The sequence below is a fragment of the Kitasatospora sp. NPDC001527 genome, assembly GCF_040298605.1.
Taxonomy (GTDB): Bacteria; Actinomycetota; Actinomycetes; order Streptomycetales; family Streptomycetaceae; genus Kitasatospora.
The window spans coordinates 1-23,523 of the sequence record NZ_JBEPAM010000065.1 but is presented as its reverse complement, the minus strand read 5'-3'; the positions used below and the strand labels follow the sequence as shown (position 1 = coordinate 23,523).

The following is a 23,523-nucleotide window of genomic DNA, read 5'->3' as shown; positions in this document are numbered from 1 at the left end:
GCTCAGGGCAGCAGTGCCCCGATGAGCGCGGCCACCGCGGCCTGCCCGGCGGCGTTGGGGTGCATCGCGTTGGTGTCCGGGGCCGGGTCGAAACCCTCGACCCAGCGGACTCCCCGCGGTTGGCAGGCATCGTGTCCGAGGACGTCGCCGGGGTTTCCGAAGATCGCCCGGTGGCCGGCGGCGGCCTCGCCGAGCACCGCGTTCATCCGTTTCTGGAGGCCGTGCACGTAGGGGACGTCTCCCCGGGCGATCGGCACGTCCGGCCAGCAGCCGGTGGTGGGCGGCAGCGCGGACAGGTAGCCGACGAGGACGACGGTCGCGTGCGGGGAGCGCGCGTGGACGCCGTCGAGGACGCCCTCGATCCTCGGGCGCGCCGCGTCGATCGCCGCGGCCGCCAGGTCGGTCCCGCTCGCCGTGTAGGTCCGCTCGCAGGGGTTGCCCTGCGGGTCGGTGCCGGCGAGCACGGCGCAGCTCCGCAGGATGTCGTTGGGCCCGTCCATGTTGCCGATGGTGACCGTGACCAGACCGGTGTCGGGCCTGAGCGCGTCGAACTGGGGCGGGTTCACCCCACCCGGTACCGCTTCCGGGACGGTCATGCTCAGGGTCGTGGCAGCGCCGCAGGTGACGTCGACGAAGCTCGCCACGCCCAGCGAGGCGGCGAGGTCGTTCGGATAGTTGTCCCTCGCGCGGCCGCATCCGGCGGGCGTGCCGTAGTTCTTCGAGACGCTCCCGTAGGCCGCGTACGAGTCGCCCAGCGCGACGTAGCCGGCGTAGCCGCCCTCCCGCGCCCGGGCCGGGCCGGCCGCCACCGGCGCGCCCGCCGCCATGACCGCCGTGGTCAGCGCGGCCACGAGCCGCCGGGTGCCGCGCGATGCGACGCTCGCCTGATCCCGCATGGTGACTCCCTGTTGTCGTTCGCTCACGAAACCGCCGCCGACGGCCATGGTGACGCGCGGCGCGGGCAGGCGCCGCCCGGGAGCCGCCGCCTGGCCTGCATGACCGGCGGCTTCCGGGGCACGCGGGGGGTCGTCAAGCGTTCGTCCGATGAGAGGAGACCACGTGCTCGCCCTGATCCTGGTCCTGCTGCTCGCCCTGCTGCTGTTCGGCCTCGGTTTCGCGGTCAAGGTCCTCTGGTGGGCCGCCGTCGCCGTCCTCGTGATCTGGCTGCTCGGCTTCGTCGCCCGCGGCACCGGTTCCACGGGCACCCGCGGCCGGTGGTACCGCTGGTAGCGCCGCCGGCCCGGGCTCCCGGGCGGTGTTGCCGCCCGCCCGGGATCACCCGCCCGGGGTGGTGCGCGCGCGGCCGTGGTCGGTGACCGTGGGTCGCGAGGGGGGACGGGCGGCGGCGCCGCCCGGCGCGGTTCGGCTACTTCCCCCGGAGGCGGGCGATGGACGACTATCCGCTGTTGAACATCTTCCTCACGACCATGTGGATCTTCCTCTGGATCCTCTGGTTCATGCTCCTGTTCCGGGTCTTCGGTGACCTGTTCCGGGACGACACGGTGAACGGCTGGGGCAAGGCGGGCTGGTGCGTCTTCCTGATCCTGCTGCCGTTCGTGGGGGTGTTCGTCTACCTGATCGCCCGCGGCAAGGGCATGGGGATGCGCGAGATGGCACGGGCGAAGGAGGCGGAGGCGGAGTTCCGCACCTATGTGCGGGACGCGGCCGGGGCGGCGGAGGCGAAGCCGGCCAGTGCCGCCGAGGAACTGGCCCGCCTGGCGGAGCTCCGGCGCGACGGATCCATCACGGAGGAGGAGTACCAGCGGGCCAAGGCGCTCGTTCTGGCCTGAAGCCCGTGACCCGAAGCCCGTGACCCGAAGCCCATGACCCGAAGCCCGAGGCCGGCCGGTCAGCGGCCCGCGTCCCCCGCGGACCCGCCGGCCGGCGCGGGCGTGCCCGGGGCGGCGCCGCCCCCGCCGGGGGCGACCGGGTGGGCGGGGGCGAGGAACTCGCGGATCGCGAAGGCCGCCAGCACGACCACGGCGAACCAGAACACCACCATCCCGGTCGGGTGGTCCCAGAGCGCGAAGAGCACGGCGGCCACCAGCAGGATCAGCACCCCCAGCCAGCGCTTCCAGCGGCGGACGAAGCGCTCCACCGGTCCGGCCCGGAAGCCCGCCGAGTCGGCGGACGCGCGCAGCGCCGCGACCCCGTGCCCGGCCACCGACCGGACCGTCACGGCGGCGCGCGAGGGCCCGATGAAGAACGCGCCGAGGGCGACCACCACGGCCAGGAAGCCGATCATCCGCACCGCGGTGCGCAGGTAGTCGACGATGGCGTCGTAGACGGCGGCTGCGGCGGGCTGCGAGGCGTCGGCCGGCAGGTGGTCGAGGAAGTAGGAGCGGAAGACGGCCAGGGCGATGCCGAGCAGCAGCATGGCCAGCCCGATGCCGACGGCGGCGCCCACCAGCGCGCGGCGGCGGTCGAAGGCGGTGAACACACCGGCCGCCGCGACCAGGACCGTGATCACCGGCAGCCACCAGCCGAGGATCTCCAGCAGCCGGAACCAGCCCTTGATCTTGGCGAGGTCGGGGGAGGAGAACACCACGAATTCGGTGTGCACCTGCGGGATCCTGGCCGCGGGCGTGAAGCCGGCGTCGACCAGCGCCGTCTTGACCCGCTCCACCATCGGCCCGATGTCGATCACGACCTCGTCGTTCTTCAGCTCCACCGCGCCGCCGCCCTGGCCGGTGAGGGCCTTGACCATGGTGCCGTGCGCGGCCCGCACGGCCTCCTCCCACACCGTGGCGAAGGCCTCGCTGGTGACCACCCGCTCGGCCGCGCCGTGGACCAGGTTGGTCAGCGCCCCCTCCAGGGGGCCGGTCAGCCCGCCCAGCAACTGGGCGATCCGGGGCGGCACGCCCTGCTCGGCGGCGGCCTGGGAGAGCTCGTTGACCAGCGACTTGACGTCGATCTGCTCCGTCGCGGCGTCGGTGACGCGGTTGGCGAGCGCGTTCTGCACATCGGGATCGTGCGCCAGCGGGGCCATCGTGGCGACGAACCGGTCGGTGTCGGTGATCTCGTCGTGGGCCCAGACGGCGATGACCGCGAGCAGCGACAGCAGGGAGGCCACGATCACCAGGACGGTCGCCCCGGTGGTGCGCAGCCGGTGGTGCCGCGGCCGGCGCCCGGCCTCGGCCTCCAGCTGGGCGACCCGGTGGTGGAGCGCCTCCAGCTCGTCCTTCGACGGGCGGCCGGGCTCGGGGCGGCCGGGCTCCGGACGGTCGGGCTGCGGCGTGCTGGGCTCGGCCGGTGGCATGCGGGCAGCTCCTCGTTCTGGGCGGTCCGGGGCGGAACGGCGGAGCCCGGGGGGACGGGGCGCCGTCCACACCAGCCAAGGGCCAGGCCGCGCGGACGGCGAGCAGAGTTGCCCCAGAGGGGTGAGGAACGTCCCCGGAACGCCCCCCGGAGCGTCGCCCGGGAGCGCTGCCCGCGAAAGCGGCCCGGACCGCCCGGGTCACCCCGAACAGGTGAGCCGGAGGGCGGGTCCGCCGGGTTAGCGTCGCCGAGGGTCGGCCTCACGACAGCGTCCGTGGCCGGCTCCCGGCCGACGCCGTCGGCCGGCCCTCCTCTCCCCGCAGGAGCCGACGTGAGCAGCGAACCCGACACCCGCGGCGAACTCGACGAGCCGGGCCCCATCGACTACCTGGTCATCGCGTTCCCCGGAAGCCACCTCACCGGCGAGGGGCTACCCCTGCTCGTCGACCTCGTCGACCGCGACATCATCCGGATCCTCGACCTGACCTTCGTCCGCAAGGACCAGGACGGCACGGTGACGGCCGTCGAGCTGGCCGACGTGACCGGTGACGGCCGCCTCGACCTGACCGTCTTCGAGGGCGCCTCCTCGGGCGTGCTCGGCGAGCCCGACGTCGCCGAGGCCGGCGCGCTCCTGGAACCGGGCGACTCCGCCGCCGTCCTCCTCTACGAGAACCGCTGGGCGGCGCCGCTGGCCAACGCGCTGCGCCGGGAGGACGCCCGCATCGTCGCCGGCGGGCGCGTCCCGCTGGAGGACCTCCTGGAGGTGCTGGACTCGCTCGAACGGCTCGACGCCCCGGGCTGACCCCGCGCCCGGCCCGCACCGCGAGCCCCTCACCCCCTCAGCCCTTCACCCCCGAACCCCCGAACCCCAAGGCAGGAAGCCATGCCCGGACTGCTTCGCGGCGTCGCCCGTACCGCGGTCGTCGCCGGAACCGCCACCGCCGTCTCCAACCGCGTCTCACGCCGCCAGGCCGGCCGCTGGGCGCAGCAGGAGGCCCAGCAGACCGTCTACGCCGAGCCCGCGCCCCCGCCGCCGGCTCCGGCGCAGCCCGCCGCCGCGACCATGGAGGAGAAGCTCGACCAGCTCAAGGACCTCGCCTCGCTCAAGGAGCAGGGCGTCCTTACCGAGGAGGAGTTCGCCGCGCAGAAGGCGCGGATCCTCGGCAGCTGACCGGGAACCGGGGACGGTGCCGTCCACGGCCGACGAGCGGGAGGTGCGGTGAATCGCTGGAAGCCCTTGGTCGTGCTCGGGACGGCCCAGTTCCTCATGGTGCTCGACGCCTCGGTGATGAACGTGTCGATCAGCCAGCTGGTGGAGGACTTCGACACCGAGGTCACCGCCATCCAGGCCGTCATCACCCTCTACACCCTGGTGATGGCCGCGTTCATGCTGACCGGCGGCCGGATCGGCGACATGTACGGACGCCGCCGCGTCTTCGTGATCGGGCTGATGGTGTACGCGGTCGGCTCGGGGCTGACCGCGGTGGCGCCGACCGTGGCCGTGCTCGCCCTCGGCTGGTCGGTCATCGAGGGCCTCGGCGCCGCCCTGGTCCTGCCCGCCCTGGCCGCGCTGGTGGCCGGCTCGTACCACGGACGCGACCGGGCGGTGGCCTACGGCGTGATCGGCGGCCTCGCGGGCGCGGGCATCGCGGTCGGACCGCTGCTCGGCGGCTGGGTCACCACCTACCTCACCTGGCGGCTGGTGTTCGCCGGCGAGGTGGTCCTGGTCGTGCTGATCCTCCTCCTGATGGGCTGGGTGCCGGGGCAGCCGCCGCCGGCCCGGCGGCCGAGGCTCGACCTGGCGGGCGTCGCGCTGTCGGCCTCGGGCCTGGCCGTGATCGTGCTGGCCGTGCTGCAGAGCGGCACCTGGGGCTGGGTGAAGCCGCGCAACCCGCCGTTCACCGTGCTCGGGTTCGCCCCGACGCTGTTCGCCGTGGCCCTCGGCGGCGCGCTGGTCTACGCGTTCTGCGTCCACACGCGCCGACGGGAGGACAAGGGCCTGGACCCGCTGGTCCCGCTCGCGCTGTTCGACAACCGGACGCTGCGCGCGGGGCTGGTGACCCTGTTCAACCAGAACACCGTCCTGCTGGGCCTGTTCTTCGTCATCCCGCTCTACCTGCAGGTCGTCCAGGGCCTGGACGCCTTCGAGACCGGCCTGCGGCTGCTGCCGGTGTCCGTCACCATGCTCGCGGCCTCGATGTCCGGCTCCCTGCTGCTGCGCGTCGCCTCGCCCCGCACGATCGCCCGGACCGGGCTGCTGGTCCTGGTGGCCGCCACGCTGTGGCTGATCGCGGCGATCGGACCGGAGCTGCGCGGCGCCTCGTTCGCTGGGGCGATGGCGCTGCTCGGCGTCGGCATGGGGATGCTCGCCTCCCAACTGGGCAACACGGTGCAGTCCGCCGTGCGCCAGGAGGAGCGCAGCGAGGCCGGCGGCCTGCAGTACACCGCCCAGAACCTCGGCTCCTCGCTCGGGACGGCGCTGATCGGCGCGATCCTGATCGGCGCCCTCGCGAGTTCCGTCACCACCAGGATCGAGAGCGACCCGCGGGTCTCGGCCGCCGTCGCCGAGCAGGCCGGCGTCCGGGTGGAGGCGGGCGTGTCCTTCGTGCCCGCCGACGACGTGGCGACGGCACTGGCCGCGCAGCCCGCGGTGCCGCCGGAGGAGGCCTCGGCCCTGGTGGAGAGCTACCGGGACGCCCAGATCGCCGGGCTCAAGGTCGCGGTCCTGGCGTGCACGGGCATCACCGCCGGTGCCCTGCTGTTCACCCGCCGGCTCCCCTCCGCGCGCCCGCCCGCCGAGCGGCGCGGCGGGCCGGGCGCCGCGGAGTAGGCCCGCTCAGTCCCTGCGGTGGTCCAGCGCCAGATGGGTGCCGAGCCCGAACAGCAGGCCCCAGAACGCCGAGCCGATGCCGAACAGGGTCATCCCCGACGCGCTCGCCAGGAAGGTCACCACCGCCGCGTCCCGCCCGCGCTCCTCGGCGACCGCCGCCGCCAGGCTGCCCTGCAGCGAGGCCAGCAGCGCCACCCCGGCGATCACCGCGACCAGTTCCTTCGGCAGCCCGGTGAACAGGCTCACCAGCACCCCGCCGAAGCTGCCCACCAGCACGTACAGCAGGCCCGAGGACATCCCCGCCACGTACCGGCGGCGCGGGTCCGGATGGGCCTCCGGGCCCGAGCAGATCGCCGCCGTGATCGCCGCCAGGTTCACCCCGGGCGAGCCGAACGGCGCCACCAGCACCGACACCGCCCCCGTCGTCCCGATCAGCAGCCGGTCGTCCGCCGGATAGCCGAAGGCCCGCAGCACCCCGAGGCCGGGCGCGTTCTGCGAGGCCAGTGTGACGATCGCGAGCGGCAGCGCCAGTCCCACCAGGGCGGACCAGGAGAACGCCGGCGCCGTCAGCACGGGCACGGTCGGCCCGCCGGCCCCGAGGCGCAGCGGCAGCCCGACGGAGAGAGCGGCCAGCACGCCGCCGACCAGCAGCGCCAGCAGCACGGCGTACCGGGGCGCGAACCGCTTGGCCAGCAGGAAGGCCGCGAAGCTGCCCACCACCAGCAGCGGCGCGCCGTGCACGGCGCCGAAGATCCCGGCGCCGAAGGAGAACAGGATGCCCGCCAGCATCGCGTTCACGATGCCGACCGGCACCGCCGCGATCAGCCGGCCGAACCAGCCGGTCACCCCGAACAGCGTCACCGCCGCCGCGCTCACCAGGAACGCCCCGACCGCCTCCCGGTAGGGGTAGTCGCCGAGGCTGGTGACCAGCAGCGCGGCCCCCGGGGTCGACCAGGCGGTGACCACCGGGGTGCGCGTCCACCAGCTCAGCGCGAAGCCGCTGACCCCGCTGCCGATCGCCACCGCCCAGATCCAGGAGGCGGTGTGCGCCGGGTCCAGCCGCCCCGCGGCGGCCGCCGCGAGCACCACCACCAGCGGTCCCGAGAAGGACACCGCGACGCACACCAGCCCCGCCAGGAGCGCCGGCGCCGACACGTCGCGCCGCAGGGTCCGACGCTCCCCGTCCCCGACCGGCGCCGTGCGCGGTCCGACCGTCAGTTCATCTGTCATCCGGGCAGTATCCCGAAGTACGCCGGCGGCCCAACCCGCCGCCCGTGGCGGACCTAGCCGGGCCGGTGGGCGACGGCGGCGAACATGGTCACCGACAGGTGGAAGGCGCCCCGTTCGGCGGCGGCCGCCAGGTCCTCGTAGAGCTCGTCCCGCCGGGCGTCGGTGAGCAGGCCCTGTGCCACGGCGGTCGCGCCGAGATGCCGGATCAGGGGCCAGGTGACGGACCGGCGGTCGTGCAGCAGGACGTCCGAGCCGACCGCGTCGACCTCCAGACCGGCCGACACCAGCCAGTCGGCGAGGCGGCGCCCGGCGTCCGGGGCGGCGGCGGCCGCCTGGGTGACCGTGGCCAGCGCGGTCCGGGCCCCGGGGGAGGCCGGGTGGAGGAGGAAGGTGGCCCAGTCGGTGTCCAGCAGGGCGACGCGGCCGCCCGGGCGCAGCACCCGGGCGATCTCGGCGACGGCCCGCGCGGGGTCGGTCAGGTGCTGCAGGACGCGCTCGCAGCGGACCGCGTCCAGCTCCGCGTCCGGGAACGGCAGCGCGAGCGCGTCGCCGTCCCGGAACCGGGCCGGGCTGCCGGCGCCGGCCGCGCGCCGCTCGGCGAGGGCGCGCAGCCCCGGGTGCGGTTCGAGGCCGATCGCGGTGCCGTGCGGGCCGACCGCGGCGGCGAGCACCTGGGTCTCCGAGCCGGTGCCGCACCCGACGTCGAGGGCCCGCTCGCCGGGGGCCGCGGCCAGCCGCTCGTGCGCCCACGCCCGCAGCCGCCGCACGCCGGGGGCGGCGGCCTGGGCGTCCAGCGCGGCGACCAGGCGGTCGGTGAGCGCGGGGTCGGCGTTGGCGGCGTGGAAGGCGGAGGTCGGGCGGGGACCGGTCATGGCGTCCACTCTAGGGAGGTCACCCGCCTCCGCCCCGGCGGCGCCGCGGCCGCGTCGCGCGTCCGTCGCCGTCCCAACCCGCCTGGTACGAACCGTTCTTGTCGTGCCGATCATTCCATCCCTTCCTATCGTCCTGGAGGCCGGTCGTCCGTATGATCTGGGCAGCCCGCCGTCGGGAACGCCTGTGGGGACGGGGCCGTGTGGTGCCCGTGGGCCGTCCGCCGGCCGCGTTCGGCCGGGGAAGCGAGGCCCGGGGAAGTCGTTGCGGGGGGAGTCGTTCCCAGGGAGGGGCAGCACGGTGCGGTTCGCGGGTGTGGAAGTGACGCGTGAGGGCTACCGGATCGCCGGGCCGGGCGGCGTCGAGGTGCTCGAACGCTGCGACTGGGGACGACCGGTGGCCCGGCTGGCCGAACTCGCGGACCGGACCCCCGAGGGCCTCACCGTGGTCGTGGACAGCGCCAACGGCCTCCTGGACGCGCCCCTCGCGGCCGCCGGGATCCCGGTGCTCCGCGCCGATCCGCCGGTCCTGGCCGACGGCGGAGCCACCGCGGAGGCGCTCGCCGACCTCGGCCGCTCCCGCCCCGGGGCCCTGGCCGCCCTGCCCTCCGGGGGGTGGACGATGAGCGGGCGCGAGGAGGAGATCGCGGCGGCGGACCGGGCGAGCGCCCCGGTGGAGCGGCAACTCGTGTGCGCGGGACGGATGCTGGCGGGCGGTGACGGCGCCGGGCCGCTGGTGGCGCTGACCTTCGACGACGGCCCGCATCCGGAGTTCACCCCGCAGGTGCTGGACGTGCTGGAGCGCCACGACGCCCCGGCCGCGTTCTTCTGCATCGGCCTGAACGCCCTGGCCCACCCCGGCGTGGTGCGCCGGATCGCGCGGGCGGGCCGGACCCTCGGCAACCACACCTGGTCCCACGCCTACCTGCCCGACCTGGGCCCGAACGGACTCGCCCTGCAGCTCGGCCGCACCCGCGAGGTGCTCGCCGAGGCCTGCGGCGACGACCGCCAGGTCCGCTGGCTGCGCCCCCCGTACGGCGGGCGCAGCCCGCAACTCCTGCGCACGGTCGACGCCCTGGGGCTCATCACGGTGCTCTGGGACGTCGACGCCAAGGACTGGTCGCGGCCCGGTCCGGCGGCCATCGCCGAGCGCGTCCTGGGCCGGGTCCGCCCCGGCTCGGTGATCCTGCTGCACGACGGCGGCGGCGACCGCTCCCAGACCGTCGCCGCGCTGCCCGCCGTCATCACGGGCCTGCGCGACCGCGGCTACCGGATCGTGGACCTCGACACCCTCCTGGCCGCCACCGGTCGCCCCGGACCGGGCTGAGGATCCTTCAAGACTTCCCCGTGGGCGCGCCATGACGTGTTCACGGCCGGCCGCGAAACTAGCATGGCGGAAGCTCCTGTTCGCACCCTGTTCGTCCGACGGAGAGGAAGAGTCATGCGCAAGCCCCTGATGGTGCTGGCCGCGGCCGCGACGGCGGCCATCGGTTTCGCCGCGCCGGCGCAGGCCACCGTGAACGACGTGGACATGCCCTTCGGCATGGCCTACGGCAACAGCACGACCTCGGGAACGATCCACTTCACCGACGGCTACACCGCCTCCGTGACCGGGGCCGTCCACGCGGCGAGCGGCGCCCGCCGGGTCTGCGTCGTGGGGGTGAACGGCGGCGCGGAGTCGGCCACCGTCTGCAGCCCGTGGGCGTACGCGGGCGGGGCGAACCAGCCCCTCAGCGCCTCGCTGCGGATCGCGGTCGCCGGCGGCGTCCAGCGGGTCTACGTCGCGATGTACGACGAGAACAACGCCCTGCTGCCCAGGAGTTCTGTACCCGCAGCGGCTGTACCCGGCAGGTCTGAGCCGGCGGCCTCACCCGCCGGCCGCCGCGGCGGCCTCCTCGACGCGCTCGCCCGCCCAGGCCAGGAACGCCCGTACCTCGGCGGCGGGCAGCGCGTCGGCGGCCGAGCGCGGCCGCTCGAAGCTGCGCAGCGCGGCCTCCAGCAGCGGCCGGAAGCCGGGCTCGGCGGCGGCGGTCTCCCGGGCCGCCGCCCGCTTGGCCCGCCACCGGCCGGTGCGGCAGAAGACCACCGCCCGGCAGCCGTTGAGCACCCGGTTGTCCGCCAGGTGGCCCGCCCCGTCGGCGTGCTCGCGCACGGCGGCCCGCAGCGCGGCGAACACCCCGGCGGGCGCGGGCTCCGCGATCGCCCGCCGCGCCGGTGCGCCCCACAGGGTGACCCCGGCGCGGTGGGCGATCGAGCGGTCGATGACGAACCAGAAGGCCGCCGCCCCGGTGGGGTTCCGGTCCGCCCGCTCCGCCAGCAGCGGGCCGGTGTTGAGGTTCAGCAGGAACCCCGCACCGCCCGAGGTGCTCGCGGCGACGTCCGCGCCGTACACCACCAGCTCCAGCCCGGCCGCCGGACACGGCAGGCGGGGGTGGGCGAGTTCCCGGGCCAGCTCCGTCAGCGCCGAGCCCGGCAGGTCCGGTTCAAGGACCACCACCACGTCCACGTCGCTGCGGCCGTGCCGGTAGTCCCCGAGCGCCACCGATCCGACGGTCACCACGCTCACCACGCGTGCCCCGCACACCGCCCGCACCCGGCGGACGAGCTCCTCCAGGTATCCGCGCAGCTCGGCGGGAACCCGCCGCCGCTCCTCGTCGCCGTCGATGTCATCGTCGTTCACGGGCCCAGTCTGCCCGCCGCGCCGGGCGGCCGGGCCGCGACGGCTCCGGCGTAGGGGCCGACTGGACGAGCGGTGGACGCGGCGGACCGGTCGCGCCGGAGCGGCCCCCGCGCCCCTCGGAGGGACTGGTAGAAGGACGGTCGTGCGCCGAAGTGCGGCGCCGAGCTGGAGGAGTGAGACGATGACCGCTTCCCGTTCCGCCGACCGTGCCCGTTCCGTCCGCGCCGCCGCCGGTGCCGTGCTGGCGGCCTCCGCCGCCCTGGTGCCGGCGCTCGCCGCCGCCCCGGAGGCCGCCGCCACCGTGACCGGTCTGGACAACACCTGGTCCTGTTCCGTGCCGGCCGGCTACGTCTACGACCAGATCGTCTCCTCCTCCTCGTGCGGCACCACGCCCCTGTACCACCTGCGGACCCCGGTCGACGGACTGGTCTCCTGCGTCAGGGCGAGCGGCTTCGTCTACGAAAGCACCACCATGAGCGGCAACTGCAGCATGGCGCCGGGCAGTTCGTCGGCCTCCTACCGGCTGCGGGTGCCGGCCGACGGGCTGGTCTCCTGCGTCACGGCGAGCGGCTTCGTCCATGACCTCGTCACCAACCTCTCCCAGTGCAGCCTCGCCCCGGGCACGACCAGGCCCGCCTACCGCCTGCGCACCCCGGTCGACGGCCTGTGGGCGTGCTCGGTGCCGAACGGCTGGAGCTCCTACGGCACCGCCCTGAGCCACGACTGCAGCTACGGCACGAGCCCGAGCGACAAGGCCACGATGTACCGCCTCAAGGCGGCCTGAGCCGGTGGCGGCCCGGGCCGACCGCCGGCCCGGACATCGGTGACACGTCGGCCGCCACCGCCCCCAACCGCGTCAAAAGCACCATGGCGGGCACTATCGGACTGATCATCAAACCGGTGTGACAAGCATCCGGATGGATCTATGATTTGTGCGTTCACAGACTCTTCGCACAGAGCAGGTTCTGCCGGATGAAGCTTCCCCGGGTGTCCGCCGTCGTCGCGGCCGCGGTCCTCACCCCTGCCGTTCTCTTCCCGTCGACGGCCCTCGCCGCGGACGCCCCCCAGCCCGCCGGGGTCTCCGGGTCCGACACCGTCTCCGAGGGCGAGCCGACCCAGGAGGAGCTCGACCGCGCGGAGGTCCAGAAGATCCTCGCGGACAAGGAGAGCGGCGTGTCCGTGCGCGAGGCCGCCGAGAAGGCCCTCGCCGGAACGGCCGCCGACCTGCGGCACTTCCTGGAGGTCGGTCTCCACGACGCCCGGTACATCGACTGCCGTGTCGAGGTCACCAAGTTCCTCGCCACCGGTGGCGAGGCCGTGAAGGAGGCCGCCAAGGCGGCCCTGCGCGGCGGCTCCTACGAGGGCCTGGTCGCGTTCCTCAAGGAAGGCCGCTACCAGGCCCAGGCCACCGACGACCGCCTGGAGCTGGTGCGGCTCCTCGGCCGGCCGCAGACCGGCCGGGGCGTGAAGGAGGCCGGCGAGAAGGCCCTGCGGATCAACACGCCCGCGGCACTGCGCCACTTCTTCGAGGTCGAACTCCCCAAGGTGCGGGCCGACGACGACCGCGTCGAGGTCACCCGGATGCTCGGGACGGCCGGTCCGGCCCTGCAGCGGGCCGCGAGCGCCGCGCTCTCCGGCACCTACGCGGACATCGTCAAGTTCCTCAAGGAGGGCCAGTACGCGGCCCGCGCCGAGGACGACCGGGCCGAGATCGAGCGCGTCCTCGCCGACCCGCAGACCGGCCCGCACGCCCGCAGCGCCGCCCAGAAGGCGCTCGAGGGCGACGCCGCCGGCCGGCGCCGCTTCCTGGAGTCCGGGCTGGCGGCGGCGCGCGTGAGCGACAACCGGGTGAAGGTGTCGCAGATCGCCGAGAACGGCGGACCGGCCGTCAGGAAGGCCGCGCTCGCCGCTCTGGAGGGCGACGACCAGGCCGTGCTGGCCTTCCTGGAGCAGGGCTGGGCCGCCGCCCGCGCCGTCGACGCGGCCGCCCCGAAGCCCACCGGGCAGCCCACCGAGCGGCCCACCGACCGCCCGACCGAGCAGCCGCGGACCACCCCGGCGCCGCAGCCCACCGCCACCGCCCCGGCCGCCCCGGCGGCGGTCCAGGCCGCGGACCGCACCACGACCACCGGTGGCACCACCGCCCGGGCGGCCACCACGGGCACCACCGCCGACACCGTCGCCCGCTCCGGCCAGCTCGCCGCCACCGGCGCCGACGGCCTGGGCTGGGAGGCCGGCGCCGCCGCCGCGGCCGTCGCCGCCGGCGCGGCGCTCGTCGTGGTCTCGCGCCGCCGCCCCGCCGGGGACTGATCCACCCGCACCTGATCCACCCGCACATGTGTCACCCGGTCGCCTCCCCGGCGGCCGGGTGACACGCGTGCCCGGACTTGTCGCGGGTCGGTTGCGGGGCGTCAGGGCAGCAGCAGGGCGGCGAGCTCGTCGAGGAGTTCGGTGACCCGGCGGGCCCGGTCCGGATCCGGGACGGCCTTGGCGATGACCGGCTCCGCGGGCCGGGCGACGTGCTCGCGAATGGTCTGCCGGGCCCAGTCGGAGACGGTCAGCAGGGTGCGCCGCCCGTCCTGCGGGTCGTCGGCGGCGTCCAGCAGTCCGCGCTCGCGCAGCCGGCCGACGGAGACCGAGACATGGCTCTGCGCGAAGCCGGTCCGGGCCTGGATCTCCCGGGCGGAGGTCGCCGGATGGCGGTACACGTCGGCGACCACGGCGATCTCGCCGGGGGTGAGGTGCGCCGAGGCCGGGTCGATGATCATGTCGCGGCCGAGATCGGTCAACCGCTTGCCGAGTCTGAGGAGTTGCACGCCGTCCATGCCGGTAGAATACATCTTCACAGATGCATCGGTGGCGATGTATGTTGCCGGCCATGACGACCCCCGAACCGCTGAGCCCGGTCTCCCGCACCGCCCTGTCCGTCGCCCTGGTGCGGGCCTACGAGAGCTCCCGCCCCGACCCGCTCTTCGTCGACCCGTACGCCGCCGCGTTCGCCGCCGCGGCCGACGTGCCGCTGCCCGCCTCCGGCCCGGACAGCGGCCTCGCCAGGACCCTGGTCGCGCACGGCGTCCTGCGCACCCGCTTCTACGACGACCGTCTGCTGGCCGCCGGCGCCGACCAGATCGTGCTGCTCGCGGCCGGCCTCGACACCCGCGCCCACCGGCTCGACTGGCCGGTCGGCACCCGCGTGTTCGAACTCGACCTGGGCCCGGTGCTGGCCTTCAAGGAGCAGGTCCTCGCGGCCCTCGCCGCCGAGCCGAGGAGCCGGCGCACCGTCCTGCCCGCCGACCTGCTGGAGCCGCACTGGCCCGACCGCCTGGTCGACGCCGGGTTCGACCCCGCACGTCCCTCGGCCTGGCTGGCCGAGGGGCTGCTGGTCTACCTCGCGCCCGAGGATGCGGCCGGACTGCTCACCGCGGTCGCCGCCCTCGCCGCGCCGGGCAGCCGCCTGCTGCTGGAGCAGGGCCGGGACGTGACCGCCACGCCGTACGAGCCCTCGCTCGCCCACCTCACTGACCTGTGGCGCGGCGGCCTCGGCCCCGGCACCCGGGAGTGGCTCGACGGACACGGCTGGACCACGGAGCCGACCGCCCTGGACACGCTCGCCCGGCGGTACGCCCGCCCCCTGCCGAGCCCCTCGACCGCGGGCTTCCTCGAAGCGGTCCGGCGCACCCGGGGCCGGGGCTGAGCGCCCGGCGCCGTCCCGCTCAGGCCGCGACCGCCTCCACCACCGACAGCACGGCCGGCGCCGGGATCACCCGGGACAGCCGCAGGCCGGCCCGCGCGAAGAGCTCCGCGAAGTCGGCCTCGGTGCGCTCGCGGCCGGTCAGCGACGCCATCATCATCAGATCCAGGTCCTTGGACTGGTGGGGCGCGTTGCCCGGGGGGACCACGGCGTCCAGCACCAGCACCCGGCCGCCCGGGCGCAGCGCCCGGGCACAGTGGCCGAGCAGGGTCACGCACGCCTCGTCGTCCCAGTCGTGCGTGATCCGCTTGAGCATCAGGACGTCGCCGGCGGGCACGGCGGTGAAGAAGTCGCCCTCCCGCGCCGTCCAGCGGCCCGCGATCTCCGGGTGCGCGCCCAGCCGGTTCCCGGCGAGGACGTGGGAGCGGTCGTACAGGACGCCCTCCAGGCCCGGGTTGCGGCGCAGCACCTCCAGCAGCAGGCCGCCGTGGCCGCCGCCGATGTCCACCACCGTGCCGTCCGGCGGGAACCCGTAGGCGGCGGCGATGGGCGCGTTCTCCTGGTCGGACATCGCCGCCATGCCGACGTGGAAGACGGCGGCGGTCCGCTCGTCCTTGGCGAAGTGGTCGAAGAACGGCATGCCGAAGATGTTCTCGAACGCGGTGGTGCCCTCGGTCAGACAGTGCGTCAGCTCCCCGGCCGGCCGCCACATGGTGCGGTCGGTGAGCATCTGGACGGCCGTGCGCACCGAGTACGGGACGTCGCCGCGCAGCGCCTGCCCGGCCTCGGTGAGCGTGAAGCGGCCCTGCTCGTCCTCCGCCACCACACCGCGGGTGGCGAGCAGCCGCAGTACCCGGTGGAGGTTGCGGGCGTCGGTGCCGGTCGCCGCGGCGAGTTCGGCGGGCGCGGCCGGGCCGTTCGCCAGGTGGTCGGCCACCCCGACGTCGGCGGCGGCCCGCAGGGCGGCGGGGAAGAGGAAACCGAGGGCCTCGTCGACGAGGAAGGCGGCCGATCGCCGCAGGGCGTCCTCCTCGCCGCCGCCCCCGGTACCCGCCGTCCGCACGCTCTCGTCCTGGCTCATCCCGTCCTCCTCCTCGCGGCCTGCGTCCGCCCGGGACCCTGCCCACCGCCGCCCGCCGCGAAGCCCGCCGCACCGGGGTCCCGTCCCTTCGCACACCGGACGCCGCGCTTCCGGGGCGGTGGGCCCGTGTTGCCGGAGTCGGCCCTCGCGGTGGCCGACCTCGCTCTCGAACATCTGGACGTCCATCGGGCATCCGAACGGCCGTCGAGCGTCCGGCCGGGTGTTCAGCCGCCGCCCATCCCGCCCTGGGCGGCGACCATGGTCAGGTTCAGCCCCGCCATCGCCCGCACCAGGCCCGGGGCCCGGTCGGCGAGCCGCGCCGCGAGCTCGTCGGTGAGCGCGGCGATCCGCTCGGACCGGGCCCTGCGGTCGTGCCGGGGGAGCACCAGGCGCAGGTGCCCGTGGGCGGCCAGGACCGCCAGCACCAGGTCGGCGAACGGCGCCCCGGCGGGCGGACCGTCACCGCGCACCAGCCCGGCCACCCGCGCCTGCAGGTCCAGCGCCTCGCGCGGGTCGTCCACCACCACCGGCCGTCGCGGCACCACCGCCCCGTAGGGGTCGCGGTCCGCCACCGTCAGCACGCCGAGCACCGCTAGCCGCTCCTCCACGGCCTCCAGGGTGTCCTCGCGGCCGCGCCTGATCCACGCCTTCCAACTGCGCGGCGCGCAGCCGACCTCGGCGAGCAGCGCGTCCAGCAGCGCGTCCCCGGTGGTCCCGGCCTCCACCACCCGCACCCGGCCCCGCCCGTCCTCGGCGACCGCGCCCCGTTCGGCGAGCTCGGCCAGCGCGGCGGCCCGCACCAGGAACCCGGCCCGGGCGCGGTCCTGCGGGTGCTGTGCCCGGGTGTCGAAAGCCAGCAGATAGGCGGCCTGCTGAAGTCCTCGGCTCATACCACCGACGATACGGCGCCCGGTGCCGCGCACCCGTCAACCCGCAGGACCACACCGCCTCCACCCACGGGACCACCCCGCCCGGGCCGGCCCGCCGCCGCACCGCGCCGGGCGGTGGGTCACGGGCCGCCCTCCTCGGCGGGCGCCGCGTGTTCGAGCAGCCCCAGGGCGTCCAGCAGCAGCCGGCAGTCCTCGGCGTCCCGGGCCCGCGCCGCCACCGCCCTCCGCGCCCGGGCCCGCACCTCGGGCGGCCCCGGCTCGCCCGGCGGCGCGAACAGTTCGCCCATCGTGTGCAGTTCACGGTTCGGCCGAGTCGTCGTCGCCACTGTCGCCTCCCGTCCGGAGTACACCGATCGTCCAGCGTACTGCGCCGACCGGGCGACCGGCGGAGCCCGCCGGCCCCGGCCACGGTCCTGATGCACGGTCCGGTGCATGGGTCCGGTGAACGGGGGTACCCGGCGGTCGTGGGCGGCCGGCGCACTGGTCCACCTCCCCCCGTGGGTTCCGCGCGCCGCCGCCCGCCGTATCCCGGCGAGTGGTGGCTCCGCCCGGGGTGTCCGGGGCCCTCGCGGTGGTGGGTCCCGGACACCGGCGGGCCGCCCGCGTGGTGGCAGCCGGGCACGAATCGGGCTGCCGGGCCGTGTCCCCCCCGGCCCGCCCCCCCGCTCCCGGTGCATCCGGCCCCGGACGTCCCGGCCCCGGACGTCCCGGCCCCGGACCTCCCGGTCCGGCCGCAACCGGCGGGCATCGCCCCGGTGAACCGGGGTAGACGGCGGAGCGGCCCGCCGACGACGGCGGGGCCGGACTCGACGACGGAGGGAAACCATGGGCCTGGGTGGCTGCATCATCCTGTTCGCGATCGGAGCGGTCCTCGCGTTCGGCGTGGACTGGCACGTCTCCGGCGTCAACCTGACCGTGGTCGGCGTCGTCCTCATGACGGCCGGCTTCATCGGGGTCGTGGTCTACGCGAAGGTGCTGGGCCGGCGGCGCCACCTCGGAGGGCGTGCGGTCGACGAGGTCATCGTCGAGGAGCGCCGCCGGGACATCCTTTGACCTCCGGTCATGGCCCTCGACGGCGAGTGTCGGACCGCGCGTCTACGGTGTCCGCATGATCGAGTCCCCCGACCTGGCCCACGCCGTCTCCGCTCTCCCCGTCGATCTGCCGTCCGGACGCCTGGTCGCCGGTGACGAGGGGGAGGGGCACCAGGCGCTGATGTGGGTGAGTGACGACCTCGCCCCGCCCGTGCTGTGGGGCCGGCTCCACCGTCTGCACCCGCAGAGCGGCCTGTGGCCGTTGCTGCTCAGCCCGTTGGACGACGGCCCCGAGGTCCGCCCGTGGCTGTCCGGCGAACTCTTCCCGGACGAGGCCTCCGAGCTCGCCGAGCACGACCCGGCCGCCCTGTTGAGCGGCTGGTGGGCGGAGTGCGCCGCCGACGAGGACGAGGCCGGCGGGTCCGACATCCTGGCGCCCTACGGCTCGGCCTGGCCCGGCCTCGCCCCGGCCACCGTGCTCGCCGGCGGCGCCGCCGACACCGAGGCCCGCGATCTCGCCGAGGTGCTGCAGATCGGACGCAACGTCCGCCTCGGCCTGGTCCGGGCGGGCAGCGGCGCCGAGGCCCTGGCGGCGTGCGGCTGGAGCGGCCCGGTCAACCACGAGAACGACAGCGCGAAGATCGCCGCCGTGCTCGCCGACTGGGAACGCCGCTTCGGCGCTCAGGTGGTCGAAGCGGGCTTCAGCACCCTGGAGCTGAGCGTCCCGGTGCCGCCCGCCACGCTCGACGAGGCACTCCCGATCGCCGCCGAGCACATGGCGCTCTGCCCCGACCAGGTCCTCCAGGGCGCCGAGACCCTCACCGCCTACGCCGAGCAGCTGATCGCCGCCCGGCGGTGGTCGTTCTGGTGGGACTGACCGGCCCGCCCACCACCGGCCGGATCAGGGCCGCCGCCGGGCCCCGGCGGCGGCCCTGACCTCGGCCGACGCCCGCTCGCGGTCGACCGCCGGCGGCCGGAACCGCCCACCGGCCGCCCGGACGTGCTCCTCCCAGCGGTCCTGCCAGAACACGACCGTCCACCCGGGCCACCGGCGAGGCGTCCCGTACGCCTCCGGCACAGCTCCGAGCGTCCACCACCCCACCTGGCGCCGCAGCGGATCGACATGGATCCCGGCCTCGGCCGCCACCCGGCACACCCCGTGCTCCGGGGCGGCCGCCAGCCGGTCGAGCAGCGCGACCCCTTCCCGGACCGGGTGGTCACCGGTGTTCGCCACCACGTGGCAGCGGTCCGGTCCGACCGTCGCCACCGCGACCATCGGCTCCGGGTCCGTGAACTCCTCGTCCTCGGGTGCCAGCAACGCCCCCGCCAGCGCCGCGCACCCACGGTCGCGGACGAACTCCGGGTCCAGCCCCAGGTGGGCCCGCAACTCCGCGTTGCCGTCGTACGCCCAGCGCACCTCCCAGCCCGCCCAGGCCCGCCGCAGCAGCTCCAGGGCCGCGGCGCGGTGGCGCAGCACGGTGCTCGGCCCCTCCAGGGCGAACAGCAGCAGGACCCTCCGGCGCAGGTCGACGAGTGCCGCCCCCTGGCAGAGCACGTCGTCCAGCCACCAGCCGTCCGCGCTCATGTGGCGGAGCGTCGAGAGCGTCCGTACCGGCCCGGCCAGCAGGTCGAGGTCGATCCCCACGGCACCGAACCGGGAGAGGTACAGCTCGTACGCGCCGTCCTCGCGGACCACGACAAAGTTCGCACGATCGGCCATGGGCCCACCCTGGCCGACCCCGGGCCGGGCCGCCACCGAATTCCGCTGCCCCTGGAACGTTCCGCCCCGCCGTTCCAGGCTCGCACGTTTCCACAGGTCGGAGGGGGTGAAATCGTTCCAGCGTGCCGGATCGGCCGGAGGGGGTGGCGGGTGGGACGGACGGCGGGTCAGAGTACTGCCCGGCGGGGCGCCCACCGCGGCGCAGACCGCCCTCTTCCAGCAGCCCTTCGCTCCTACGGGGATCCGTCATGTCCATTCGCCGTACCCTCTTCGTCCCGGCCGCGCTCGCCGGTGCCGCCCTAGCCCTGACCGCCTGCGGGCCCGACGGGCTGACCGGGGGCCCGCAGCCGGTGGAGCACACCTCGGCTTCCACGCCGGCGGCCGGCGCGCCCGCCCCGGCGGCCGGCGCGCCCGCCCCGGCGGCCGGCGCGCCCGCCCCGGCGGCCGGCGCCCCGACGACCGCTGCTCCCGCTGCCGCCGCTTCCCCGGGCGCCGCCGCCGCGAATCCGGCGGCGTCGAAGCCCGCCGCACCGGCGCCGGCCGCCGCCCAGCCGTCCGCGAGCACGCCGCCGACCGCCGCCGGGGGAGCGGGCGGCCCGGCCGACGGCGACGCCTACGCCTACGGCCACCCGTGCGAGAGCAAGGACCTGACGGTCCGGGTGACCACCCGCCCCGAGGCGGCGACCCAGCGGGTGATCGAGGTGCGCAACCAGGGCCCGCACGCCTGCGGCCTCGGCTACTACCCGCTGGTCAGCCTCGGCGACTCGCGCGCCACCGACCGTGGCAAGGACGTGAAGCCGCTGGTCCCCGGCGGGCTCGGCGGCGCCCCCGCCTACCCGGTCGGCGCCGGAAGGACCGCGTACGCGGTGATCGACCTCAACCCCGGTGGCGCGAGCACCGGCACCGTCCCCGGCATCGACCAGCTCAACGTCCTGGCCGACGGCGACCACATGCCCACCGCGGAGACCCGCAACGTCCCGCTCGGCTCCGGCGCGAAGGTGCTGGCGCCCAGGCTCGGCCTGTACCGGGCCACCGTCGCGGACGCCGCCGCCAGCGCGGCCACCGCGGACCAGCGGCCCTGAGCTCCGCGCGGTCCGCGGCCGGGCCCTTCCCGCGCGGCGGGCAGGGCCGGCGTCACAGCGCGGCGAGGACGTCCTGCCGCACCTCGTCGAGGACGAAGCCGTTGTCCCAGCGGACCCGGACCGTCACCTGCCGGCCCCGCTCCAGGTGCGCGGCCCACTGCGGTTCCAGCGCGGCGACCTCCGCCTCCAGCCGCTCACGGCTGGCCGCCGGCATGGTGTGGCCGTAGTCCTCGAAGAGCGCCTTGAGCCGCTGGTACTCGCCGACCTCGTGGCTCGGGGGGAGTTCGCCGTGCACCCGCTCCACGGTGCCCTCGATCCCGGCGCCGAGCGCGAGGAACCCGGCGGCGGCCCCGGACTCCCGGGTGAACGCCTCACCGATCCCGAGGTCCTCGACGAGACGGACGCGACCGCCTGCCTCCAGAGTCATCCGTACTCCGCCTCCCCTGTGTCGGTGCCGCCGGCCCGGCCTCCGTCGGCCGGGCACCTCACCGGCGCCGCAGGTCACGGTACCCGGCGCTCGCGCCCGCGCTCATTCGCCCCACGGGCAGGAGGCCGCCGCGCGCTCCAGTTCGGTCAGGCCCCCGGCCCGGCGTTCGCGCAGCAGCTCGCCGCCGAGGGAGTAGCGGGGAGCGGCGTCCTCCGAGCGCGCGGCCCGTTCCACGATCGCGTCGACGAGGGAGCGGACCATGGACAGCCGCGGATAGGCGGCGTGGATCCGCTTCTCCCACGGGGCGACGATCTCGGCGTTGCGCCCGAAGTCGGCGCCCACGCCCGAGCGGGTGAGGTAGCAGAGCAGGCCGCGCCGCTCGGCGATCCCGGGCGAGGTGTGCAGGGCGATCGCCTCCCACACGCGGTCGACGTCCGCCTCGGCGACGTCGTGCCGCCGCAGCAGGTCCGCCGCCAGGTCGGCGCCCTCGACCTCGAAGCGGGCCGCGCCCGGCGCCAGGTCGCCCGCGCCCAGGTCGTGCAGCACGGTCGCGGCGAACAGCAGGTCACGGTCGTACGCGGCGTCCTCCAGGCAGCCTTCGTGGGCGGCGATGAGCTGGGCGAACAGGAAGCTGCGCACGCTGTGATGGGCCACCGGCGGGGACTCGGAGGTCCGTGCGGCGCGGAGTACGGCTTCGGCCAGCGGGCCGGTCGGCAGGTCGAGTGAGAAGTCCATGGCCGCAGGCTACGAATCCCGCGTCCGCCCCCGACAGTGGCACGCAGGCCGGGTGCCGCTAGGATCGTGCCATGGCGACGACGGAACCGCACCGGATCGCGGTGCTGGCGCTCCCCGGGGTCCTCCCGCTCGACCTCGGCATACCAGTGCAGGCCTTCGGCCCGGACCCGCACTACCGGGTCACGGTCTGCGCCGACCCGGCGGCCGGGCCGGTCCACAGCGGCGGGTTCACCGTCACCGCACCCGCCGGGCTGGAGGCGGTGCTGGACGCGGACACCGTGGTCGTCCCCGGCTACGTGGACCCGCAGGCCCCGCCCCCCGCCGCCGCGCTGGCGGCGATCCGCTCGGCGCACGCCCGCGGGGCGCGGCTGGTGTCGATCTGCACCGGGGCGTTCGCGCTGGCGGCCACGGGGCTGCTGGACGGGCGCCCCGCGACGACCCACTGGCGGGACGCCGCCGCGCTGCAGCGCCTGCACCCCCGGATCGACGTCCGCCCGAACCAGCTCTTCGTCGACGACGGCGACATCCTCACCTCGGCGGGGGTGACCGCCGGCATCGACCTGTGCCTGCACGTCATCCGGCGCGACCACGGCGCCGCGGCCGCCAACGACCGGGCCCGGGCGCTCGTCGCCCCTCCCCAGCGCCCCGGCGGCCAGGCGCAGTTCATCGAGCGCCTCCGTCCGGCCGCGCACGGCGTGGAACTCGCCCCGGTCCGCGCCTGGATGCTCGACAACCTCGCGCAGCGCCACAGCGTGGACGACCTGGCCCGCCGCGCCCACATGTCCCGCCGGACCTTCATCCGGCGCTTCCAGCAGGAGACCGACACCTCGCCGATGGCCTGGCTGACCGCCGCCCGCATCGACTGGGCGCGCGAGCTGCTGGAGACCACCGCGGCGCCCGTCGAACAGATCGCCCGGCTCAGCGGCCTGGGCAGCCCCGCCGCCTTCCGGGCGGCCTTCCACCGCCACGTCGGCACCTCCCCGACGGACTACCGGAGCACCTTCCGCGCCTGACGCCGCCGCGCCCGCACCGCCCCGGCGGCCGGTGCCCGGTGTCCGCCGGCACCCTCGCGGCGAGCCCGGTGGCGAGCGGGGCGGCATCCCCCACCTTCGTCCGCAGCTACAGCTGACCAGCCTCAGCCCCACGGCCGACGGCACGTGCGTCGACGGCTTCCGGGGCCCGGGGCAGCAGGTCGTCCGGCTCCCGTGCGACAACAGCCTCTCCCCGGCCCGGAACGTGCCGGCGAGCGGCGGCCGCCAGCGCTTCAACAACGCCCGGTTCCCCAGCTCCTCCCCCTTGCCCGGCCTGACCGGCCAGTGCCTGGACGTCGACGACTGGGGCATCCACCCCGGCTCCGGAAACGGCCGTGCCGCGGTCCGTCCCCTCGACGGACCGCGGCACGGCGGGTTTCACCGGGCGTCAGGGTCTCCCGGTCACACGGCCTGCCAGAGCGCCGGGACGTTCGGCGGCTCCCAGCCGGTCAGGGCGGTGTGGCCCTGGAGGCAGCGGTAGCTGACCCCGTTGTAGGTCACGACGTCGCCCGCCTTGTAGGTGGTGCCGACGGCCCAGCTGCCGCCGCCGGGGTTGCCGGTGCCGACCGTCAGGCTGAACTGGCTGGTGTGGACGGTGGCGCCGGCGGTGCCGGTGACGGTGACCTGGTAGGTCCCGGTCGCGGCCGTGGAGGAGGCCGCCAGGGTCAGGGTCGCCGAGGAGCCGGCCTGGACCGACGACGGGCTGAAGCTCGCGGTGACGCCGGCCGGGAGGCCCGAGGCGGTCAGCGCGACGGTCTGCGCGGTGCCCGAGACGACGGCGGTGTTGACGGTCGCCGTGGTCGAGGCGCCGGGCTGGACCGAGCCGGACGACGGGGTCAGCGCCAGCGAGAAGTCGTCGCCGCCGTTGTTCGTGCAGGTCGGGTCGCCGGTCTGGGCGGGGACGCTGACGGCGTCCCAGGCGGCCTTGGTGCGGTTGAAGAGGTTGCAGGTGGGGTCGAGGTTCTTG

Annotated in this window: 26 protein-coding genes; 13 read left to right on the top strand and 13 right to left on the bottom strand. The window is 75.7% G+C overall.

Annotated elements, in window-relative coordinates:
- Window positions 1-2: 2 nt before the first annotated feature.
- On the bottom strand, window positions 3-896 hold the full coding sequence (locus ABT238_RS35170; RefSeq protein WP_350571427.1) for an SGNH/GDSL hydrolase family protein: 894 nt from the start codon (window positions 894-896) through the stop codon (window positions 3-5).
- A 148-nt stretch (window positions 897-1,044) separates the two neighbouring features.
- On the opposite strand from ABT238_RS35170, the gene ABT238_RS35165 reads away from it, so the two are divergent.
- Together ABT238_RS35165 and ABT238_RS35160 are read left to right on the top strand one after the other, a co-directional pair.
- Complete coding sequence (locus tag ABT238_RS35165) at window positions 1,045-1,230, top strand: hydrophobic protein (protein ID WP_502884388.1); 186 nt, start codon at window positions 1,045-1,047, stop codon at window positions 1,228-1,230.
- Between the two features lie 158 nt (window positions 1,231-1,388).
- Window positions 1,389-1,790 (top strand): SHOCT domain-containing protein, encoded by a 402-nt coding sequence (locus ABT238_RS35160; protein ID WP_350571428.1) that lies wholly within the window; start codon window positions 1,389-1,391, stop codon window positions 1,788-1,790.
- 59 nt (window positions 1,791-1,849) lie between these two features.
- Here the strand turns inward: ABT238_RS35160 and ABT238_RS35155 are convergent, their stop codons facing one another.
- Window positions 1,850-3,259 carry a hypothetical protein gene (locus ABT238_RS35155; protein WP_350571430.1) on the bottom strand — a complete coding sequence of 470 codons (1,410 nt, stop codon included), beginning with the start codon at window positions 3,257-3,259 and terminating at the stop codon, window positions 1,850-1,852.
- A gap of 330 nt (window positions 3,260-3,589) precedes the next feature.
- On the opposite strand from ABT238_RS35155, the gene ABT238_RS35150 reads away from it, so the two are divergent.
- From ABT238_RS35150 to ABT238_RS35140, 3 genes are all read left to right on the top strand, one after another.
- The gene (locus ABT238_RS35150) at window positions 3,590-4,060 is read left to right on the top strand and encodes a DUF6325 family protein (protein ID WP_350804655.1); all 471 of its coding nucleotides are present in this window, start codon (window positions 3,590-3,592) and stop codon (window positions 4,058-4,060) included.
- Window positions 4,061-4,141: 81 nt separating this feature from the next.
- Window positions 4,142-4,429: an SHOCT domain-containing protein gene (locus ABT238_RS35145; protein ID WP_350571433.1), complete on the top strand. Its 288-nt coding sequence runs from the start codon at window positions 4,142-4,144 to the stop codon at window positions 4,427-4,429.
- 48 nt (window positions 4,430-4,477) lie between these two features.
- Entirely contained in the window at window positions 4,478-6,088 is a 1,611-nt protein-coding gene (locus tag ABT238_RS35140; protein ID WP_350571434.1) for an MFS transporter, read from the top strand.
- A gap of 6 nt (window positions 6,089-6,094) precedes the next feature.
- Here ABT238_RS35140 and ABT238_RS35135 read toward each other — a convergent pair whose 3' ends face one another.
- Both ABT238_RS35135 and ABT238_RS35130 read right to left on the bottom strand, forming a co-directional pair.
- Entirely contained in the window at window positions 6,095-7,318 is a 1,224-nt protein-coding gene (locus ABT238_RS35135; protein ID WP_350571436.1) for a benzoate/H(+) symporter BenE family transporter, read from the bottom strand.
- Window positions 7,319-7,371: 53 nt separating this feature from the next.
- Window positions 7,372-8,190 (bottom strand): methyltransferase domain-containing protein, encoded by an 819-nt coding sequence (locus tag ABT238_RS35130; protein WP_350571438.1) that lies wholly within the window; start codon window positions 8,188-8,190, stop codon window positions 7,372-7,374.
- Between the two features lie 313 nt (window positions 8,191-8,503).
- Here ABT238_RS35130 and ABT238_RS35125 point away from each other — a divergent pair, with 313 nt between their 5' ends.
- Complete coding sequence (locus tag ABT238_RS35125; RefSeq protein ID WP_350804638.1) at window positions 8,504-9,514, top strand: polysaccharide deacetylase family protein; 1,011 nt, start codon at window positions 8,504-8,506, stop codon at window positions 9,512-9,514.
- 540 nt (window positions 9,515-10,054) lie between these two features.
- Here ABT238_RS35125 and ABT238_RS35120 read toward each other — a convergent pair.
- A complete protein-coding gene (locus tag ABT238_RS35120) occupies window positions 10,055-10,867 on the bottom strand; it encodes a nucleotidyltransferase domain-containing protein (RefSeq protein ID WP_350804632.1) in 813 nt (270 codons plus the stop codon).
- A 181-nt stretch (window positions 10,868-11,048) separates the two neighbouring features.
- On the opposite strand from ABT238_RS35120, the gene ABT238_RS35115 reads away from it, so the two are divergent.
- Together ABT238_RS35115 and ABT238_RS35110 are read left to right on the top strand one after the other, a co-directional pair.
- Complete coding sequence (locus ABT238_RS35115; RefSeq protein WP_350571445.1) at window positions 11,049-11,651, top strand: hypothetical protein; 603 nt, start codon at window positions 11,049-11,051, stop codon at window positions 11,649-11,651.
- Between the two features lie 188 nt (window positions 11,652-11,839).
- Window positions 11,840-13,177 carry a hypothetical protein gene (locus ABT238_RS35110; RefSeq protein ID WP_350804627.1) on the top strand — a complete coding sequence of 446 codons (1,338 nt, stop codon included), beginning with the start codon at window positions 11,840-11,842 and terminating at the stop codon, window positions 13,175-13,177.
- A gap of 101 nt (window positions 13,178-13,278) precedes the next feature.
- Here the strand turns inward: ABT238_RS35110 and ABT238_RS35105 are convergent, their stop codons facing one another.
- Complete coding sequence (locus ABT238_RS35105) at window positions 13,279-13,692, bottom strand: MarR family winged helix-turn-helix transcriptional regulator (protein WP_350571448.1); 414 nt, start codon at window positions 13,690-13,692, stop codon at window positions 13,279-13,281.
- Between the two features lie 53 nt (window positions 13,693-13,745).
- Between ABT238_RS35105 and ABT238_RS35100 the strand changes: the two genes are divergently transcribed.
- Complete coding sequence (locus ABT238_RS35100) at window positions 13,746-14,561, top strand: SAM-dependent methyltransferase (RefSeq protein ID WP_350571450.1); 816 nt, start codon at window positions 13,746-13,748, stop codon at window positions 14,559-14,561.
- A gap of 19 nt (window positions 14,562-14,580) precedes the next feature.
- On the opposite strand, the gene ABT238_RS35095 is transcribed toward ABT238_RS35100, so the two are convergent.
- The 3 genes from ABT238_RS35095 to ABT238_RS35085 form a co-directional block, all read right to left on the bottom strand.
- Window positions 14,581-15,639, bottom strand: coding sequence for a methyltransferase (locus tag ABT238_RS35095; protein ID WP_350571452.1), 1,059 nt, complete (start codon window positions 15,637-15,639; stop codon window positions 14,581-14,583).
- A 224-nt stretch (window positions 15,640-15,863) separates the two neighbouring features.
- Window positions 15,864-16,529 carry a GPP34 family phosphoprotein gene (locus ABT238_RS35090; protein WP_350571453.1) on the bottom strand — a complete coding sequence of 222 codons (666 nt, stop codon included), beginning with the start codon at window positions 16,527-16,529 and terminating at the stop codon, window positions 15,864-15,866.
- Window positions 16,530-16,648: 119 nt separating this feature from the next.
- Window positions 16,649-16,855, bottom strand: a complete 207-nt coding sequence (locus tag ABT238_RS35085) for a hypothetical protein (RefSeq protein ID WP_350571454.1) — start codon at window positions 16,853-16,855, stop codon at window positions 16,649-16,651.
- Between the two features lie 499 nt (window positions 16,856-17,354).
- Between ABT238_RS35085 and ABT238_RS35080 the strand changes: the two genes are divergently transcribed.
- Window positions 17,355-17,582 carry a DUF6458 family protein gene (locus ABT238_RS35080; RefSeq protein WP_350571456.1) on the top strand — a complete coding sequence of 76 codons (228 nt, stop codon included), beginning with the start codon at window positions 17,355-17,357 and terminating at the stop codon, window positions 17,580-17,582.
- A 55-nt stretch (window positions 17,583-17,637) separates the two neighbouring features.
- Entirely contained in the window at window positions 17,638-18,438 is an 801-nt protein-coding gene (locus ABT238_RS35075) for a DUF4253 domain-containing protein (protein WP_350571458.1), read from the top strand.
- Window positions 18,439-18,462: 24 nt separating this feature from the next.
- On the opposite strand, the gene ABT238_RS35070 is transcribed toward ABT238_RS35075, so the two are convergent.
- Window positions 18,463-19,281 carry a hypothetical protein gene (locus ABT238_RS35070; RefSeq protein WP_350804611.1) on the bottom strand — a complete coding sequence of 273 codons (819 nt, stop codon included), beginning with the start codon at window positions 19,279-19,281 and terminating at the stop codon, window positions 18,463-18,465.
- 248 nt (window positions 19,282-19,529) lie between these two features.
- Here ABT238_RS35070 and ABT238_RS35065 point away from each other — a divergent pair, with 248 nt between their 5' ends.
- A complete protein-coding gene (locus ABT238_RS35065; RefSeq protein WP_350804607.1) occupies window positions 19,530-20,363 on the top strand; it encodes a DUF4232 domain-containing protein in 834 nt (277 codons plus the stop codon).
- Between the two features lie 52 nt (window positions 20,364-20,415).
- Here the strand turns inward: ABT238_RS35065 and ABT238_RS35060 are convergent, their stop codons facing one another.
- Together ABT238_RS35060 and ABT238_RS35055 are read right to left on the bottom strand one after the other, a co-directional pair.
- Window positions 20,416-20,790: a hypothetical protein gene (locus ABT238_RS35060; RefSeq protein WP_350572531.1), complete on the bottom strand. Its 375-nt coding sequence runs from the start codon at window positions 20,788-20,790 to the stop codon at window positions 20,416-20,418.
- Window positions 20,791-20,892: 102 nt separating this feature from the next.
- Window positions 20,893-21,525 carry an HD domain-containing protein gene (locus ABT238_RS35055; RefSeq protein WP_350572532.1) on the bottom strand — a complete coding sequence of 211 codons (633 nt, stop codon included), beginning with the start codon at window positions 21,523-21,525 and terminating at the stop codon, window positions 20,893-20,895.
- 71 nt (window positions 21,526-21,596) lie between these two features.
- On the opposite strand from ABT238_RS35055, the gene ABT238_RS35050 reads away from it, so the two are divergent.
- On the top strand, window positions 21,597-22,538 hold the full coding sequence (locus ABT238_RS35050; RefSeq protein WP_350804598.1) for a GlxA family transcriptional regulator: 942 nt from the start codon (window positions 21,597-21,599) through the stop codon (window positions 22,536-22,538).
- A gap of 420 nt (window positions 22,539-22,958) precedes the next feature.
- Here the strand turns inward: ABT238_RS35050 and ABT238_RS35045 are convergent.
- Window positions 22,959-23,523 (bottom strand): carbohydrate-binding protein (locus ABT238_RS35045; RefSeq protein WP_350804594.1); only part of this gene is annotated, 565 nt, incomplete at its 5' end.

Bases quoted from the DNA above. Each gene is read 5' to 3' on its own strand.
- ABT238_RS35100 (WP_350571450.1), top strand. From the start codon at position 13,746: ATGACGACCCCCGAACCGCTGAGCCCGGTCTCCCGCACCGCCCTGTCC.
- ABT238_RS35065 (WP_350804607.1), top strand. From the start codon at position 19,530: ATGTCCATTCGCCGTACCCTCTTCGTCCCGGCCGCGCTCGCCGGTGCC.
- ABT238_RS35095 (WP_350571452.1), bottom strand. From the start codon at position 15,639: ATGAGCCAGGACGAGAGCGTGCGGACGGCGGGTACCGGGGGCGGCGGC.
- ABT238_RS35070 (WP_350804611.1), bottom strand. From the start codon at position 19,281: ATGGCCGATCGTGCGAACTTTGTCGTGGTCCGCGAGGACGGCGCGTAC.
- ABT238_RS35115 (WP_350571445.1), top strand. From the start codon at position 11,049: ATGACCGCTTCCCGTTCCGCCGACCGTGCCCGTTCCGTCCGCGCCGCC.
- ABT238_RS35165 (WP_502884388.1), top strand. From the start codon at position 1,045: ATGAGAGGAGACCACGTGCTCGCCCTGATCCTGGTCCTGCTGCTCGCC.
- ABT238_RS35055 (WP_350572532.1), bottom strand. From the start codon at position 21,525: ATGGACTTCTCACTCGACCTGCCGACCGGCCCGCTGGCCGAAGCCGTA.
- ABT238_RS35060 (WP_350572531.1), bottom strand. From the start codon at position 20,790: ATGACTCTGGAGGCAGGCGGTCGCGTCCGTCTCGTCGAGGACCTCGGG.
- ABT238_RS35090 (WP_350571453.1), bottom strand. From the start codon at position 16,529: ATGAGCCGAGGACTTCAGCAGGCCGCCTATCTGCTGGCTTTCGACACC.
- ABT238_RS35105 (WP_350571448.1), bottom strand. From the start codon at position 13,692: ATGGACGGCGTGCAACTCCTCAGACTCGGCAAGCGGTTGACCGATCTC.
- ABT238_RS35080 (WP_350571456.1), top strand. From the start codon at position 17,355: ATGGGCCTGGGTGGCTGCATCATCCTGTTCGCGATCGGAGCGGTCCTC.
- ABT238_RS35170 (WP_350571427.1), bottom strand. From the start codon at position 896: ATGCGGGATCAGGCGAGCGTCGCATCGCGCGGCACCCGGCGGCTCGTG.
- ABT238_RS35050 (WP_350804598.1), top strand. From the start codon at position 21,597: ATGGCGACGACGGAACCGCACCGGATCGCGGTGCTGGCGCTCCCCGGG.
- ABT238_RS35145 (WP_350571433.1), top strand. From the start codon at position 4,142: ATGCCCGGACTGCTTCGCGGCGTCGCCCGTACCGCGGTCGTCGCCGGA.
- ABT238_RS35130 (WP_350571438.1), bottom strand. From the start codon at position 8,190: ATGACCGGTCCCCGCCCGACCTCCGCCTTCCACGCCGCCAACGCCGAC.
- ABT238_RS35135 (WP_350571436.1), bottom strand. From the start codon at position 7,318: ATGACAGATGAACTGACGGTCGGACCGCGCACGGCGCCGGTCGGGGAC.
- ABT238_RS35155 (WP_350571430.1), bottom strand. From the start codon at position 3,259: ATGCCACCGGCCGAGCCCAGCACGCCGCAGCCCGACCGTCCGGAGCCC.
- ABT238_RS35075 (WP_350571458.1), top strand. From the start codon at position 17,638: ATGATCGAGTCCCCCGACCTGGCCCACGCCGTCTCCGCTCTCCCCGTC.
- ABT238_RS35110 (WP_350804627.1), top strand. From the start codon at position 11,840: ATGAAGCTTCCCCGGGTGTCCGCCGTCGTCGCGGCCGCGGTCCTCACC.
- ABT238_RS35160 (WP_350571428.1), top strand. From the start codon at position 1,389: ATGGACGACTATCCGCTGTTGAACATCTTCCTCACGACCATGTGGATC.